Source organism: Candidatus Pelagibacter sp. HIMB1593 (assembly GCF_052047755.1).
Taxonomy (GTDB): Bacteria; Pseudomonadota; Alphaproteobacteria; order Pelagibacterales; family Pelagibacteraceae; genus Pelagibacter.
Genome location: NZ_JBNAJK010000001.1, coordinates 929,707 through 943,676 on the forward strand (window position 1 = coordinate 929,707; position 13,970 = coordinate 943,676).

The window sequence follows — 13,970 nt, forward strand, 5'->3', positions numbered from 1 at the left end:
ATAAGAATTTATAGATGCAAAAAGAACACAATCTTTCTAAAAACCAAAAAATAATTTTTGATCTCATTGATAAATCTGGTGAACCTATGAAGGCTTATTCAATTCTTTTTAATGTTCAAAAAAAAGGAATTAAAGCACCACTACAAGTTTATAGAGCTTTAGATAAATTAGTTGAAATTGGAAAAATTCATAAGATCGAAAGCAGAAATGCTTTTATTGCCTGCCAAAATTCTAGCTGTCAGATCTCCAAAGCGACAGCTTTTTCAATTTGTGAAAGTTGTGAAAATGTATCTGAAATAAGTAATTCAAAACTTTCAAAATATTTATCTAATTTTTCAGATGAGTCTGGTATGAAATATAGTAAATATAATTTAGAATTTTTTGGTATGTGCAAAAAATGTAAATCAAAATAATGAGCACTGTACCATTAACTTTAGATGAAATATTTGAACTTACCAAAAAAACTCTTTTGACTAATGGATGCGATGATGAAACAGCATCAATTTTATCAGATTTAATAAGAAATGCAGAAAGAGATGGATCAGTATCTCATGGTTTATTTAGATTGCCAGCATACGTGACCGGTCTTAAAAGCGGAAAAATTAATGGAAAAGGTAAACCTGAAGTTAAAAAAATATCTCCATCAGTAATTAAAGTTGAAGGAAATAATTGTTTAGCACCAGTTGTTTTAAACAAAGGTTTACCTGAATTAGCCAAAGCTGCAAAAGAAAATGGTGTTGCCGTATTAGCAATAAATAATTCACATCATATGGCTGCTATGTGGCCTGAAACAGAAAAGTTAGCAGAAGAAGGTTTAGTTGCATTTGCTTGCACATCATACAAACCCGCTGTTGCACCTGCAGGAGCAATAAAACCATTATTTGGAACGAACCCAATTTCATTTGCTTGGCCAAGACCTGGAAAAACTCCAGTTGTTTATGATATGGCAACTGCATCGATGGCAATGGGTGAAGTTCAGGTTGCTAAAAGAGAAGGTCACAAAGTTCCACTTGGAACTGGTTTGACTAAAGATGGAAAAGAAACAACTGATCCAGGTGAAATTGCTGATGGTGGAGTATTATTACCTTTCGGTGGTTACAAAGGTTCTGCAATTGCAATGATGGTTGAATTATTAGCGGGTGCTTTAGTTGGTGATAATTTTAGTTATGAAACAGCTGCTAAAGATAATAATGATGGCGGTCCTCCAAGCGGTGGTGAATTTATATTAGCAATAAATCCAGATAAAACTTCAGGAACTAACTGGCAAAAACATACAGAAGAATTTTTTGAGAAGATGAAATCAATGGGTGAAGTAAGATTACCAGGTGAAAGACGTCATAAAAATAGATTGGACACCGGTCCAAGAAATATAAACAAAGAGTTAGTTAATAAAATAAAATCTTTAAGTTAAAGTAATTTCAATAGGAGTGTGGTCAGAGGGTTTTTCTCTTCCACGAGGATCTTTGTTGATGTTTATATCCCTAATTTGATCAATTAATGAATTAGACACTAAAAAATGATCAATTCTCATGCCATTATTTTTTTGCCAGGCACCTCTCATATAATCCCAAAATGTATATCCTTCTTTCTCTTCATTAAAATATCTATAAACATCGTTAAAACCTAGATTTATCATCTCTCTAAATTTTTTTCTTATTTCCAACCTATATAAAGCGTCATCCTCAAAACTTTTTACATTATAAACATCTTCTGCTGATGGAATTATATTAAAATCACCAGCTAAAATTAAATTTGGATTTTTTTTAGATAAAGTTTTTAGTTGTTTGATTAATTGATCAAGCCAATTTTTTTTGTAGTCATATTTTTCAGTATCAACAGGATTTCCATTTGGAGTGTATATATTAATTAATTGAATAGTTTTTTTCTTATATTCAAATTCAGCAGAAATTATTCTTGATTGTTTTAATTTATCTTTAATTAAATCAGTTTTAATATTTTTTAATTTATTTTTAGAAATAATTGCTACACCATTATAACTTTTTTGACCAAATACGTGGCTTTCATAATCCATTGAAGAAAAATCATCATAAGGAAAATTGATATCCTCGGTTTTGATTTCCTGCATCATTAAAATATCTGGTTTATATTTTAATAAATAACTTTTGATATTTTCAATTCGTGCTCTTACAGAATTTACATTCCAAGAAGAAATCAGCATTAAAGTGAGAAAGAAACACCACAACCACAAGAGGATTTTGTTTGTGGGTTAGATATTTTAAATTGTTCACCTATTAATTCAGAAACATAATCAACTTCAGATCCTTTAAGTAAATCTGCAGAAGTTTTATCAATTAAAATATTTTGATAATTTAAATCATCATCTTGTTTTGATTTATCAAAAGTGAATTCGTATTGAAATCCTGAACAACCACCACCTTTAATAGCGATTCTAAAAAATGAACCTTTGTCTTTTTTTGCTAACAAACTTTCTATTTGTTTTAACGCATTATCTGTAAATTTAATTTCTTTAATCATGTCTCAACACTGATATTACTAATATAATACTTAATTATTTTAATTAAAGGATGAAAAAAGACGCTTTGTTAGGGGTATACAAAAGTAAAGGCAGACTAATCAAGGAAGCTAACTCAAAATATCGATCTCCTTTTCAAAGAGATAGAGATCGTATTATTCATAGCGCATCATTTAGAAGGTTAAAACATAAAACCCAAGTATTTGTTAATACTGAGGGAGATCATTTTAGAACAAGGATTACTCACTCAATAGAGGTTGCTCAGATTGCAAGATCAATAGCCAAATATTTAAAATTAAATGAAGATTTAGCTGAAACTTTAAGTTTAGCACATGATTTAGGCCACACGCCGTTTGGTCATGCTGGAGAAGATGCCTTACATGAATGCATGGATAATTATGGTGGTTTTGATCACAACCTTCAAACTTTAAGAATAGTTATGTTTTTAGAAAATAAGTATTTTAAGTTCAATGGATTAAACTTGACCATAGAAACGTTAGAAGGTCTTCTTAAACATAACGGACCTATTGAGGATATTGGTTTAGTTAATAAGTTAATAGGGTTAAAAGCTTTTAAAGGTAAAATTAAATATAATTCATTTCCCTCTCTTGAAGCTCAAATTTCAGCAATTTCAGATGATATTGCATATAACAATCACGATATTCAAGACGGAATAAAAGCCAACCTTTTTAAAATGGAGGAATTGGTTGAAATAGATTTTTTTAAAAATATTCATATAAAATATAAAAATAAAATTACTAATAAAAATTATAAAATTGCAATTTATCAAATTATAAGAGACTCAATTGACCTCATGGTTAAAGATTTATTGAGCAATACTCAGAAAAATATTCAAAAGCTTAAGATAAAATCCTCAAGAGATGTAGCTAAATCTAATGAGTTAATTGTTTGCTTTTCAAACCAAATTAAGAATGCAGAAAAAGAAATTAAATCTTTCTTAAGACACAAAATGTATGACAATAAATCAGTATTGAAAAAAAATCATAAAGGTAAATTAATAATTAAGAAATTATTTAAAATAATTAAATCAAATCCAAGAAAATTTTTGTCCAAAGATCAATTGACTAAAGACAAATATAGAGCTATTTCAGATTTTATATCTGGTATGACTGATAGATATGCTATTAAACTTTATAACGATAATAAATGAATATTTTTGAATTATATTTAGACAAAATTAAATCAGTTATTGTTGATTTGAATAAAAATAATCATCTAGAAATTTCAGAGAGTTTTAATGGTATTAATGCAGAAATACCTCCACCAAAATTTGATTGTGATATTTCAACAAATGTTGCAATGGTTTTATCAAAAATCAATAAAACCTCACCATTACAGCTTGCAGAAAAACTTGCTCCTGAAATTAAAAATAATGACAGCGAAATTGAAACAATATCTGTAGCCAAACCAGGATTTATTAATATTAAATTTAAACCATCTTTTTGGTCAAATTTTATTAAAGATATTACAGATAATGCAGATAATTTTGGAATTAATGAGAAAGAAAAGAAAAATAATTATTTAGTGGAGTTTGTTTCGGCAAACCCTACAGGACCCTTACATGTAGGACATTGTAGAGGTGCTATTCTAGGCGATGTTATCTCTAATGTTTTAATTTTTAATAAACATAAAGTTACAAAAGAATATTATGTGAATGATTATGGTAACCAAATTATAAATTTTACTAAATCCGTATATTTTAGAATTAGAGAAGTTCATTTTAAAGAAACATTTCCTGAAGATAATCCTGATTTGTATCCTGGGGATTATCTAATTGATTTTGCAAAAAATATAATTTCAAATAATTCAAATCTTAACTTTGATAATTTTGACGAAATTAGTGATAAATTAACTGCCTTATCAATAGAGCAGGCACTTCTGCTTATCAAAAACAATCTTAAAAGCTTGGGTATTAAACATGATAACTTTGTTAGTGAAAAAAGTATTGTATTAAACAATGAAGTTGAAAGTGTAATAGATTTTTTAGAAAAAAATAACTTTATTTATAAAGGAAAAATTAAAGCCCCCGCTGGTGAAGATAACAAAGATTGGGTTGAAAGGGAGCAATTATTATTTAAATCAACAGACTTTGGAGACGATAAAGATCGTGCACTTCAAAAATCAGATGGTACATGGACTTATTTTGCAAGTGACGTTGCTTATCATAAAAATAAAGTTGATAGAAATTTCGATTACTTAATCAATATTCTTGGAGCAGATCACGCAGGTTACATAAAACGGATTACTTCATCTGTTGAAGCACTGTCAGGAAAAAAAGATACATTAATTTGTAAAATTAGTCAGTTAGTAAAATTAATAAAAGATAACAAGCCTTTTAAAATGTCTAAAAGAAAAGGGGATTACATTACGGTTGATGACTTGATTGAAGAAGTTGGAAAAGATGCAACAAGATTTATTATGCTTAACAGAAGTAGTGATGTTGAATTAGATTTTGATTTCGATGCAGTCAAAGAAAAATCTAAGGACAATCCACTATATTATGTTCAATATTGTTACGCTAGAATTTCATCTGTATTTAGACATATAGATGAAGATGTAAATTCAAAAATTGAATTAAATGATTTCAATTTTGAATATTCTAATGATGAAATTAAAATTTTAAAAAAGTTATCTGAATGGCCAAAATGTATTGACGCAGCTAGTACAAAATTAGAACCACATAGAATACCTGTTTATTTATATGATCTTGCATCAGAATTTCACTCGTATTGGAATTTAGGAAAACAATTTCCAGAAAAAAGGTTCATTAATGATCAAAAAATAGTCTCACCAGATAAATTGATCTTTTTGAAGGCTATTTCCAATGTAATAAAAACAGGTATGGATATTGTTGGTGTTGATACACCAAATCAAATGTAATGCTTAAAGAAATAAAGTACTTAATATTTGTTTTAGTAATACTTTTATTTATTTTTTTTACAGGAAAATATTATTTTTCAGATGAACACAAAAAAAAATCATACAGATCTCATCAAAATATTGATGAGAAAATAAAATTATATTCAAAAAATTTACCAGTTTTAGAGAATGATACTCAAAATGTAATTGAGTATGTTAAGCAAACAAACAAAAAGAAAAAGAAAAAATTTAATTTTTGGAAATTATTAGACAATGATAAGTAAAAGAAAATCTTTTATAGTTGGTTTAAAATCAACAAAATTATCTAAAAATGAAATTTTATTTCTAAAAAAATATAAACCCTGGGGAATTATCCTATTTACTAGAAATATTAAATCTTTTGATCAAGTTAAAAAATTAACCTCTAGCATTAGAAAAATTTTTAAGGATAAAAAATATCCAATTATGATTGATCAGGAAGGAGGAAGAGTAAACAGATTAAGAAATTTAATTTCCTTTGATAATATGACATCTGAATATTTTGGAGATTTGTTTAATAAAGATAAAAAAAAATTTGAAATCGTTTATAAGTTATTTGTAGATAAGACTTCTTATTTATTGAATTTAATTGGAGTGAATATTAATACTGTTCCAGTTTTAGATCTTAGAGTTAATGGCGCTAGCAAGGTAATTGGTGATAGATCTTATTCAAAAAATAAAAAAATTGTCTCTAAATTAGGGGATATTTGTATTGAATTATTTCAAAATAACTCAATAGGAGCTGTAATGAAGCATATACCTGGTCATGGTTTAGCAAAAGTCGACAGTCATTATTCAACACCGATTATTAATAAAACATATGGATATCTTCTCAAAAACGATTTTTGGACATTTAAAAAGAAGAAATGTTTATTTGCAATGACAGGTCATGTTGTTTATTCAAAAATTGATAAAAATAACACCGCCACTCACTCTAAAAAAATAATTAATATTATTAGGAAAAATATAGGATTTAAGAATATTTTAATTTCAGATGACTTATCAATGAAGAGTTTAAGTGATGATTTAAAACTTAATACTATTAATTTATTCAGTGCAGGTTGTAATATAGCACTTCATTGCAATGGAAATATGAAAGAAATGAATATAGTTGCAGAAAATTCACCTCAAGTGAATAGTTTTATTGTTAAAAAAACATCTCAATTTTATAAAATTTTAAGTTAATATCTTTTCATGTCTGCCACTGATTCTGAATTATTTAATGTCGATATAAATAATTATAATGGACCATTAGATGTACTTTTAGATTTAGCAAAAGCTCAAAAAGTTGATCTAGAAGAAATATCTATAACTAAGTTAGCAGATCAATTTCATGAGTATATTACTAATGAAAAAAACTTAAATTTAGAAATTGCTTCTGAATATCTTTTAATGGCTACATGGTTAGCCTATTTAAAATCAAAATTACTTTTACCTGGTACTCCAGAAGAGGAATTTAAAGTACAAGAAGTTGCAGAAAAGTTAAAATTACAGCTAAAAAAATTAGAACTAATTAGATTATTATCCGAACAAATGCTTAAGAGAAAAAGATTAGGTAGAGAAATAAGAACAAGAGGTATGAAAGGAAATATTAGATCAATTTATAGCACAGAATATAACTTAAGTTTATTTGAACTAATGAAAGCTTACTCAACAATAATAATGACTAAAGATTTTCAAAAAATGAATATTCCAAAACTACCTGTGTTCACAACAGAAGATGGCATCAAAACAATTAGAGAATTTTTTGGCAAACTATTTGAATGGAAAAAACTTGATGAATTAATACCAAGTAATTTTAAAAGTGGTTCAAAATACAAAAGAACTGGTAAGGCTGGGATATTTGCTGGATCATTAGAATTAGTTAAAGAAGGAAATTTATCAATTAAACAAGATAAATTGTTTGATGAAATATATATAAAGGAAATAAATGATTAAAAAAGCAAAAGCTTCAAAAGATAATGTTTTAAAGTTTCCATCAAAATTATCGGATTTAGATAAAGAAATAGAAGCAATTATTTTTGCTGCAGCTGAACCTTTAGATGTAGATACTATAGAAAGTAAAGTTTCTAAAAAAGGCAACGTTCCAGAGTCTTTGGAAAAATTAAAGCAAGAATATTCAAATAGAGGAATTAATTTAATTTGTATAAAAGATAAGTGGTCTTTTAGAACATCACCAAATTTATCAAGTTTGATGTCCCAAGAAAAAACTGTTGAAAAGAAACTATCTAGAGCTGCAGTAGAGACATTGGCTATAATTGTTTATCATCAACCAGTTACGAGAGCTGAGATAGAGGAAATAAGGGGAGTTGCTTTTGGTACAAATACTTTAGAGATATTAATGGAATTAAATTGGGTAAAACCAGGTGGTCGAAAAGATGTTCCAGGTAGACCAATTCAGTACATAACTACTGATGATTTTTTAAGTCACTTCAACATACAAAAATTGTCTGATCTTCCAACAATTGATGAATTGGGTGCTGCTGGTTTAATTGATAGTTCAAGTGTTGATAATGCTATTTTTGGAACTGGAAAGTTTTACAAAGAAAAGCAAGAAGAGAAAAAAGAGGATATTTATTCCAATATAGATGAAATGCTAAACAGCACTCTAGACCCTGAAGAGAAAGATTAATAAAAAAGTAACTTTCAAAATAACCTTAAAAAGGTTATAAGTTTTTCATGAGTATAGGAATTTGGCAAATAGCTATTGTAGTTATATTGGTTGTTTTATTGTTTGGAAGAGGAAAAATTTCAAGCTTAATGGGTGATGTAGCTAAAGGTATTAAAAGCTTCAAAAAGGGAATGGCGTCAGACGTGACTGACGATACAGAGCCAAAAAATATATCTGACGATAACAAAGACTCGGATAACAAAAATTAATTTAAATGCCTACTATCGGTTGGTTTGAAATTTTAATTGTTGTTGCTATTGCTATAATAGTTCTTGGTCCAAAGGATTTTCCAGTAATGTTAAAAAAAGCAGGCTCGTGGATCGGATCAGCAAAAAGATACGTTAACAATATTCAAAATGAAGTTTCAAATCTAGAGATAGATGAAGAAAAAATTGATAACGAAATAAAAAAAGAAATTAAAAAAGATGAGTAATGAAGATCAGGAAGGTGGATTTGTAAGTCACCTTACAGAATTAAGAAAAAGATTGATAAATAGCTTTATCTTTTTATTTATCTTTTTTGTGATTTGTTACTTATTTGCAGAACATATCTATGGTTTCCTTGTTGATCCATTTGCAAGAGCTGTAAAAGAAGATGGATCTGATAGAAGATTGATATTTACAGCTTTACAAGAGACCTTTTTAACATACCTTAAAGTATCATTCTTCACAGCTTTTTTTGTTACATGTCCTTTTATCTTGATGCAAATTTGGAAATTTATTGCACCTGGTTTGTACAAACATGAAAAGGTAGCAATTCTGCCTTACCTTATATTAACACCAATATTATTTTTTTTAGGAGGTATGCTGGTTTATTATTTGATAATGCCCCTTGCGATTAAATTTTTTCTTTCATTTGAAAGCACAGGTCTTTCTACAAATTTACCAATCCAATTAGAGGCTAAAGTTAATGAATATTTATCACTAGTTATGAAATTAATTTTTGCTTTTGGTATCAGTTTTCAGCTACCAGTTGTTTTAAGTTTACTAGCAAGAATTGGAATAGTTGATAGTCAATTTTTAAAAGAGAGAAGAAAATATGTAGTTGTTATTATATTTGCAGCAGCTGCATTGCTAACACCGCCAGATCCAATAACTCAAATTGGTTTAGCAATACCTTTATTAATTCTGTATGAATTATCAATATTTTCAGTAAAATTTATAGAAAACAAAAATTTACAAAAAGAAGATGCATAACATTAAAGAAATACGGAAAGATTTTTCAAAATTTCAAAAATCTCTTGAAAAAAGAAACTTAGAAGTAGATTTTGAAAAAATACAAAAATTGGATGAACAAAATAGAAATTTAATTCAAAAAAAAGAAAGTTTAGAAAAAGAAAAAAAAGACATTTCTAAATCAAAAGATGAGAGCTTGTTTAAGAAATCTAAAGAAATCAGCAAGGAACTCGACAAAATTGTAGAAGATCAAAAACAAATTAAGTTTGATTTAGATAGTATTCTGTCTAGCATACCTAATATACCGCATGAAGATGTTCCAAATGGTAAAGACGAAAATGATAATAAAGAAATATTAAAATCAGGAGAGATACCTAATTTAGAATTTAAACCTAAAACACATTACGAATTAGGTGAAAAACTAAATATGCTTGATTTTGATTTAGCTACAAAAACTACTGGTTCAAGATTTGTATTTGTAAAAGATAAATTGGCTCTTTTAGAAAGAGCAATATCAAATTTTATGCTTGATACACATATTCATCAAAATGGTTATCAGGAGATATCACCACCGTTAATGGCATCAGAAAGCACTATGTACGGTACCGGACAGTTGCCAAAATTTGAAAATGATCAGTTTGAAATTAAATTTGACGAAGGTTCAGATAGAAAATTTTTGATACCAACAGCAGAGGTCATTTTAACGAATATTGTTAAAGATAAAATGATTGATCTTAATAATTTACCAATGAGATTTGTAGCTTCAACTCCTTGTTTTAGAAAAGAGGCTGGAAGCTATGGAAAGGATACAAGGGGTATGATTAGACAGCATCAATTTTACAAAGTTGAAATGGTAAGCATTGTTGAGAATGAAAAATGTTTAGAAGAATTAGAGAGAATGACAGATTGTGCAACTGACATACTAGATAAATTAGAGTTACCTTATCGGAAAGTAATTTTATGTTCAGGTGATATGGGTTTTAGCGCAGAGAAGACCTATGATATTGAGGTATGGTTGCCATCAGAAAATAAATATAGAGAAATATCATCATGTTCATCTTGTTCAACGTTTCAAGCACAGCGTATGAAGGCAAGATACAAAAACAATAATAAGGAAAATGTTTTTGCAGGTACGTTGAATGGAAGTGGTTTAGCTGTTGGAAGAACTCTGATTGCAATTATGGAAAACTATCAGCAAAAAGATGGTTCTATTATAATTCCTAAAGTTCTAAGACCTTATATGAACAATATGGAATTGATTTCTAACAATTAAAGTTGTTTTAATTAGTTAGATGGTATAAGAATGCCATAATTTAAAGGAGATTTATGGAAGGTTCAGGAATAGGTCAGTTTATACCGCTAATTTTAATTTTTGTTATTTTTTATTTTTTCTTAATCAGACCACAGCAAAAAAAAGTTAAAGAGCATAAAGCAATGGTCGAAGGTTTAAAGAGAGGTGATAAAGTTGTCACTTCAGGCGGTATAACAGGAAGAGTAGAAAGATTAATTGATAACGACAAAGTAGAAGTTGAAATAGCTGAAAATGTTAAAGTAGAAATTGTTAAAGCCACAGGTATTCAAAGTCTCTTAAACAATACTCCAGAAGTTAAAAAATAATCAATTAAGATAAGTGCTTTATTTTTCTAAACTAAGAATCTTATTTGTAACTTTATTTTCTTTATTATTTATTTTAATTGCGTCATCAAATTTATTTAAGTTTGATGATAGTTTTTTTAATAAGAAAATAAACCTTGGTTTAGATTTACAAGGTGGTTCTTACCTTTTACTTGAAATTGATAATGAGCCTGTAATTGAACAAAAATTACAAAATTTAACAACCACTATTAGAAATTATTTCAAAGAGAAAAACATCAAAATTAATAATATAAAAATTGATAATCAAAATATTTTTTTCAATGTTGCTGATTTAGACAAACAAGCAGTACTAGATGTGTTTCAAGATGAAAATAGTGATCTAAATCCTTATTACCCAAGATTTAAATCACACCAACTTGATATAGAAGATAATGGTATCAATTTAAAAGTAAGTTTTTCAAGACAAGGCATAATCAATCTTAAAACTTCATCGCAAGATCAAGCTATAGAAATTGTAAGAAGAAGGGTAGATGAAGTCGGTACTAATGAACCAAATATTTTAAAAAGAGGAAATGATAGAATACTTGTTGAGCTTCCAGGTCTAGATGATCCTCAAAGAATTAAATCACTATTAGGAAAAACTGCAAATCTTACATTTAGATTTGTAACTAATGATGAAAGTGACAGATTTGGTGTTGAGAAGTTAAAATTTGAAGATGGCTTAGAAGAGGCAACAGTAAGTAAAAGAATAATCATCAGTGGTGAAAATCTATTAGATGCACAACCAAAAATGGATACTCAAAATAATCAAACAGTTGTAAATTTTACCCTTGATAGAGTAGGTGCTAAAAGATTTGGTAAAGCGACGTCTACTGGTATTGGAAAACAATTAGCCATAGTTTTAGATGGAAAAGTAATTAGTGCACCAGTTGTTAGAGATACAATTGCAAGCGGTTCTGGACAAATAAGTGGAGGATTTACTTTTCAAAGTGCTACTGATTTAGCTTTATTATTAAGATCTGGAGCTTTACCTGCTCCATTAGAGATTATAGAGGAACGAACTGTGGGTCCTGATCTTGGACAAGATTCGATTAATGCAGGAATGATTGCTTTAGCTATAGGCTTTTTATTAGTTATTATTTTTATGTTTGTTAAATACAAAGTTTTTGGACTAATCACTAACGTAACATTAATAATTAATTTATTTTTATTACTTGGTATTTTAACTTTATTTGAAGCAACACTAACTCTTCCAGGTATAGCAGGGATAATTTTAACCGTTGGTATGGCTGTTGATGCAAATGTACTAATTTTTGAAAGAATTAAAGAAGAACTTAAAGATGAAAGTAATAATATTTTAGCTTTTGATGGAGGTTACACAAAATCAAGAACAGCAATTATTGATGCAAATATTACTACTTTATTAGCAGCTATAATTTTATTTTTTATGGGTTCTGGTCCAGTAAAAGGATTTGCCGTTACTCTTGGTGTTGGAATTTTTACAACACTATTTTCAGTTTATTTTATAGCAAGATTGTTCACTAGTTTTTATGTGACAAGAAATAAAAATAAGGAAAAACTAATCTAATGATAGCATTTAATAAATACTATAATCACTTTAACATACTATCTATATTCTTAATTACAGCATCACTTTTATTACTAATTTTTAAAGGTTTAAATTACGGTATAGACTTTAAAGGTGGAACATTGATTGAACTAAGATCATCAGATAGCAAAATTAGCGTTAGTTCATTGAGAGATAAATTTAATCAAATGGATTTAGGAGATGTTTCTGTTAAAAAATTTGGAAATGACACTGATTTTCTAATTAAATTTGAAAATAAAGATAATAAAAAAAATATTATAGAAGAAATTAAAAAAGATTTAGACAGTTCTTTTGGAAATAACTATGATTTTAGAAGAGTTGAAAACGTAGGTCCTAAAGTTAGTGCTGAGTTGCTTAAAGCTGGCGTGATAGCAATTTCTTTATCTTTAGCTGTAATGCTTATTTATATTTGGATACGTTTCGAGTGGCAATTTAGTTTAGGTGCAATTTTGGCATTATTTCATGATGTAATTGTTACATTAGGAATTTTTTCATTGTTTAGTCTTGAGATTAATTTATCAATTATTGCAGCTGTTCTAACTATTGTTGGTTATTCTATGAACGACACAGTTGTAATCTTTGATCGTGTTAGAGAAAATTTGAGAAAATATTCAGACATTAAAATTTTTGAATTAACAAACATTTCAATTAATGAAACTTTATCTAGAACAATAATAACCTCAGCTACAACTTTGTTAGCTTTGTTGGCGATATTCTTTTTTGGTGGCGAAATTTTAAAAGGTTTTTCTTTAGCAATGATACTTGGTGTTGTGTTTGGAACTTATTCTTCGATTTATATAGCTAATACAGTTTTAGTGAGATTAAGAGTATCACAAAAAACAGTCTTAAGAGAAGACGATAGTAAAACAGTTTAATATAAGTTTTGAGCAGCTACCATTGAAAGTAACATTGGTAAAGATAAAAGTGTATTTGTTCTTGAAAATAACATTGCAGTTTTAGCAGACTTAGCTTTTGTTTCTGGATCAGCTTCAACTATTCCTAAAGCTCTTTTTTGGTTTGGCCAAATCACAAACCAAACATTAAAAGCCATTACAATTCCTAACCACATACCAATTCCTATTGCTGTATGTTTTGGAACACCAGATCCAATGCTAAAAGTCATAGCATCATGTAAATATCCATTTAACAGAGCTAAAATTAATCCTGAAAGAACAGTAAACGCAGCTGCCCATCTAAAATAAAATAATGCAGCAGGAGCAATTACTTTCCCAATAGCAGGTTTTTGTTCATCAGGTATTTTTCCCATATTTGGAATTTGAACAAAATTAAAATACCACAATAATCCTATCCACATTATTGCAACAACAACATGAATGTATCTAAATAACCAGCTCCAAAAAAGCGTATCGAATGCAATACCATCATTTAAATAGGAAAGACCTAAAAACAATATGATTGCTAATGCAAGCGATGCATGAATTGTTTTAGATAGTGATGATAATAAACTGCTCATGATTCTAATTTAATATACACTAAATTTAGATT

18 protein-coding genes are annotated in these 13,970 nt (G+C 28.2%); 15 read left to right on the forward strand and 3 right to left on the reverse strand.

Annotation, left to right across the window (positions count from 1 at the left end; genetic code table 11):
• The first annotated feature begins 14 nt into the window (after nt 1-14).
• A complete protein-coding gene (locus ACTTA0_RS04845) occupies nt 15-413 on the forward strand; it encodes a Fur family transcriptional regulator (protein ID WP_440676299.1) in 399 nt (132 codons plus the stop codon).
• Nucleotides 413-1,411, forward strand: coding sequence for an Ldh family oxidoreductase (locus ACTTA0_RS04850; RefSeq protein WP_440676300.1), 999 nt, complete (start codon nt 413-415; stop codon nt 1,409-1,411). The genes ACTTA0_RS04845 and ACTTA0_RS04850 overlap by 1 nt, the downstream gene beginning before the upstream one ends.
• On the opposite strand, the gene xth is transcribed toward ACTTA0_RS04850, so the two are convergent.
• Both xth and ACTTA0_RS04860 read right to left on the reverse strand, forming a co-directional pair.
• The gene (gene xth, locus ACTTA0_RS04855; protein WP_440676301.1) at nt 1,403-2,179 is read right to left on the reverse strand and encodes an exodeoxyribonuclease III; all 777 of its coding nucleotides are present in this window, start codon (nt 2,177-2,179) and stop codon (nt 1,403-1,405) included. The genes ACTTA0_RS04850 and xth overlap by 9 nt on opposite strands.
• Nucleotides 2,179-2,496: a HesB/IscA family protein gene (locus tag ACTTA0_RS04860; protein WP_262589230.1), complete on the reverse strand. Its 318-nt coding sequence runs from the start codon at nt 2,494-2,496 to the stop codon at nt 2,179-2,181. Before ACTTA0_RS04860 ends, xth begins: the two co-directional genes overlap by 1 nt.
• Nucleotides 2,497-2,546: 50 nt before the next feature.
• Between ACTTA0_RS04860 and ACTTA0_RS04865 the strand changes: the two genes are divergently transcribed.
• The 13 genes from ACTTA0_RS04865 to secF are packed head-to-tail and all read left to right on the forward strand — an operon-like array spanning nt 2,547 to nt 13,339.
• Nucleotides 2,547-3,665, forward strand: coding sequence for a deoxyguanosinetriphosphate triphosphohydrolase (locus ACTTA0_RS04865; RefSeq protein ID WP_440676302.1), 1,119 nt, complete (start codon nt 2,547-2,549; stop codon nt 3,663-3,665).
• Complete coding sequence (gene argS, locus ACTTA0_RS04870; RefSeq protein WP_440676303.1) at nt 3,662-5,395, forward strand: arginine--tRNA ligase; 1,734 nt, start codon at nt 3,662-3,664, stop codon at nt 5,393-5,395. The genes ACTTA0_RS04865 and argS overlap by 4 nt, the downstream gene beginning before the upstream one ends.
• On the forward strand, nt 5,395-5,658 hold the full coding sequence (locus ACTTA0_RS04875; protein ID WP_262589227.1) for a hypothetical protein: 264 nt from the start codon (nt 5,395-5,397) through the stop codon (nt 5,656-5,658). The genes argS and ACTTA0_RS04875 overlap by 1 nt, the downstream gene beginning before the upstream one ends.
• Nucleotides 5,648-6,598 (forward strand): glycoside hydrolase family 3 N-terminal domain-containing protein, encoded by a 951-nt coding sequence (locus ACTTA0_RS04880; RefSeq protein WP_440676304.1) that lies wholly within the window; start codon nt 5,648-5,650, stop codon nt 6,596-6,598. The genes ACTTA0_RS04875 and ACTTA0_RS04880 overlap by 11 nt, the downstream gene beginning before the upstream one ends.
• Before the next feature lie 9 nt (nt 6,599-6,607).
• A complete protein-coding gene (locus ACTTA0_RS04885) occupies nt 6,608-7,351 on the forward strand; it encodes a segregation and condensation protein A (protein WP_440676305.1) in 744 nt (247 codons plus the stop codon).
• Nucleotides 7,344-8,045, forward strand: coding sequence for an SMC-Scp complex subunit ScpB (gene scpB / locus ACTTA0_RS04890; RefSeq protein ID WP_440676306.1), 702 nt, complete (start codon nt 7,344-7,346; stop codon nt 8,043-8,045). The genes ACTTA0_RS04885 and scpB overlap by 8 nt, the downstream gene beginning before the upstream one ends.
• A gap of 47 nt (nt 8,046-8,092) precedes the next feature.
• Complete coding sequence (tatA, locus tag ACTTA0_RS04895; RefSeq protein WP_262589223.1) at nt 8,093-8,293, forward strand: twin-arginine translocase TatA/TatE family subunit; 201 nt, start codon at nt 8,093-8,095, stop codon at nt 8,291-8,293.
• 5 nt (nt 8,294-8,298) lie between these two features.
• Entirely contained in the window at nt 8,299-8,517 is a 219-nt protein-coding gene (gene tatB, locus ACTTA0_RS04900; RefSeq protein ID WP_262589222.1) for a Sec-independent protein translocase protein TatB, read from the forward strand.
• Nucleotides 8,510-9,280 (forward strand): twin-arginine translocase subunit TatC, encoded by a 771-nt coding sequence (gene tatC, locus ACTTA0_RS04905; protein WP_262589221.1) that lies wholly within the window; start codon nt 8,510-8,512, stop codon nt 9,278-9,280. Before tatB ends, tatC begins: the two co-directional genes overlap by 8 nt.
• Complete coding sequence (serS, locus tag ACTTA0_RS04910; protein WP_440676307.1) at nt 9,273-10,532, forward strand: serine--tRNA ligase; 1,260 nt, start codon at nt 9,273-9,275, stop codon at nt 10,530-10,532. Before tatC ends, serS begins: the two co-directional genes overlap by 8 nt.
• A gap of 53 nt (nt 10,533-10,585) precedes the next feature.
• Nucleotides 10,586-10,876: a preprotein translocase subunit YajC gene (gene yajC, locus ACTTA0_RS04915; RefSeq protein WP_262589219.1), complete on the forward strand. Its 291-nt coding sequence runs from the start codon at nt 10,586-10,588 to the stop codon at nt 10,874-10,876.
• Nucleotides 10,877-10,889: 13 nt separating this feature from the next.
• On the forward strand, nt 10,890-12,443 hold the full coding sequence (gene secD / locus ACTTA0_RS04920) for a protein translocase subunit SecD (protein WP_440676308.1): 1,554 nt from the start codon (nt 10,890-10,892) through the stop codon (nt 12,441-12,443).
• On the forward strand, nt 12,443-13,339 hold the full coding sequence (gene secF / locus ACTTA0_RS04925) for a protein translocase subunit SecF (protein ID WP_440676309.1): 897 nt from the start codon (nt 12,443-12,445) through the stop codon (nt 13,337-13,339). The genes secD and secF overlap by 1 nt, the downstream gene beginning before the upstream one ends.
• On the opposite strand, the gene ACTTA0_RS04930 is transcribed toward secF, so the two are convergent.
• Nucleotides 13,336-13,938 carry a urate hydroxylase PuuD gene (locus ACTTA0_RS04930; RefSeq protein ID WP_262589216.1) on the reverse strand — a complete coding sequence of 201 codons (603 nt, stop codon included), beginning with the start codon at nt 13,936-13,938 and terminating at the stop codon, nt 13,336-13,338. The two genes, secF and ACTTA0_RS04930, sit on opposite strands and share 4 nt — an antisense overlap.
• Nucleotides 13,939-13,970: the final 32 nt, after the last annotated feature.

Coding starts and splice junctions, on each gene's coding strand:
- ACTTA0_RS04845 (WP_440676299.1), top strand. CDS start 15: ATGCAAAAAGAACACAATCTTTCTAAAAACCAAAAAATAATTTTTGAT.
- ACTTA0_RS04850 (WP_440676300.1), top strand. CDS start 413: ATGAGCACTGTACCATTAACTTTAGATGAAATATTTGAACTTACCAAA.
- xth (WP_440676301.1), bottom strand. CDS start 2,179: ATGCTGATTTCTTCTTGGAATGTAAATTCTGTAAGAGCACGAATTGAA.
- ACTTA0_RS04860 (WP_262589230.1), bottom strand. CDS start 2,496: ATGATTAAAGAAATTAAATTTACAGATAATGCGTTAAAACAAATAGAA.
- ACTTA0_RS04865 (WP_440676302.1), top strand. CDS start 2,547: ATGAAAAAAGACGCTTTGTTAGGGGTATACAAAAGTAAAGGCAGACTA.
- argS (WP_440676303.1), top strand. CDS start 3,662: ATGAATATTTTTGAATTATATTTAGACAAAATTAAATCAGTTATTGTT.
- ACTTA0_RS04875 (WP_262589227.1), top strand. CDS start 5,395: ATGCTTAAAGAAATAAAGTACTTAATATTTGTTTTAGTAATACTTTTA.
- ACTTA0_RS04880 (WP_440676304.1), top strand. CDS start 5,648: ATGATAAGTAAAAGAAAATCTTTTATAGTTGGTTTAAAATCAACAAAA.
- ACTTA0_RS04885 (WP_440676305.1), top strand. CDS start 6,608: ATGTCTGCCACTGATTCTGAATTATTTAATGTCGATATAAATAATTAT.
- scpB (WP_440676306.1), top strand. CDS start 7,344: ATGATTAAAAAAGCAAAAGCTTCAAAAGATAATGTTTTAAAGTTTCCA.
- tatA (WP_262589223.1), top strand. CDS start 8,093: ATGAGTATAGGAATTTGGCAAATAGCTATTGTAGTTATATTGGTTGTT.
- tatB (WP_262589222.1), top strand. CDS start 8,299: ATGCCTACTATCGGTTGGTTTGAAATTTTAATTGTTGTTGCTATTGCT.
- tatC (WP_262589221.1), top strand. CDS start 8,510: ATGAGTAATGAAGATCAGGAAGGTGGATTTGTAAGTCACCTTACAGAA.
- serS (WP_440676307.1), top strand. CDS start 9,273: ATGCATAACATTAAAGAAATACGGAAAGATTTTTCAAAATTTCAAAAA.
- yajC (WP_262589219.1), top strand. CDS start 10,586: ATGGAAGGTTCAGGAATAGGTCAGTTTATACCGCTAATTTTAATTTTT.
- secF (WP_440676309.1), top strand. CDS start 12,443: ATGATAGCATTTAATAAATACTATAATCACTTTAACATACTATCTATA.
- ACTTA0_RS04930 (WP_262589216.1), bottom strand. CDS start 13,938: ATGAGCAGTTTATTATCATCACTATCTAAAACAATTCATGCATCGCTT.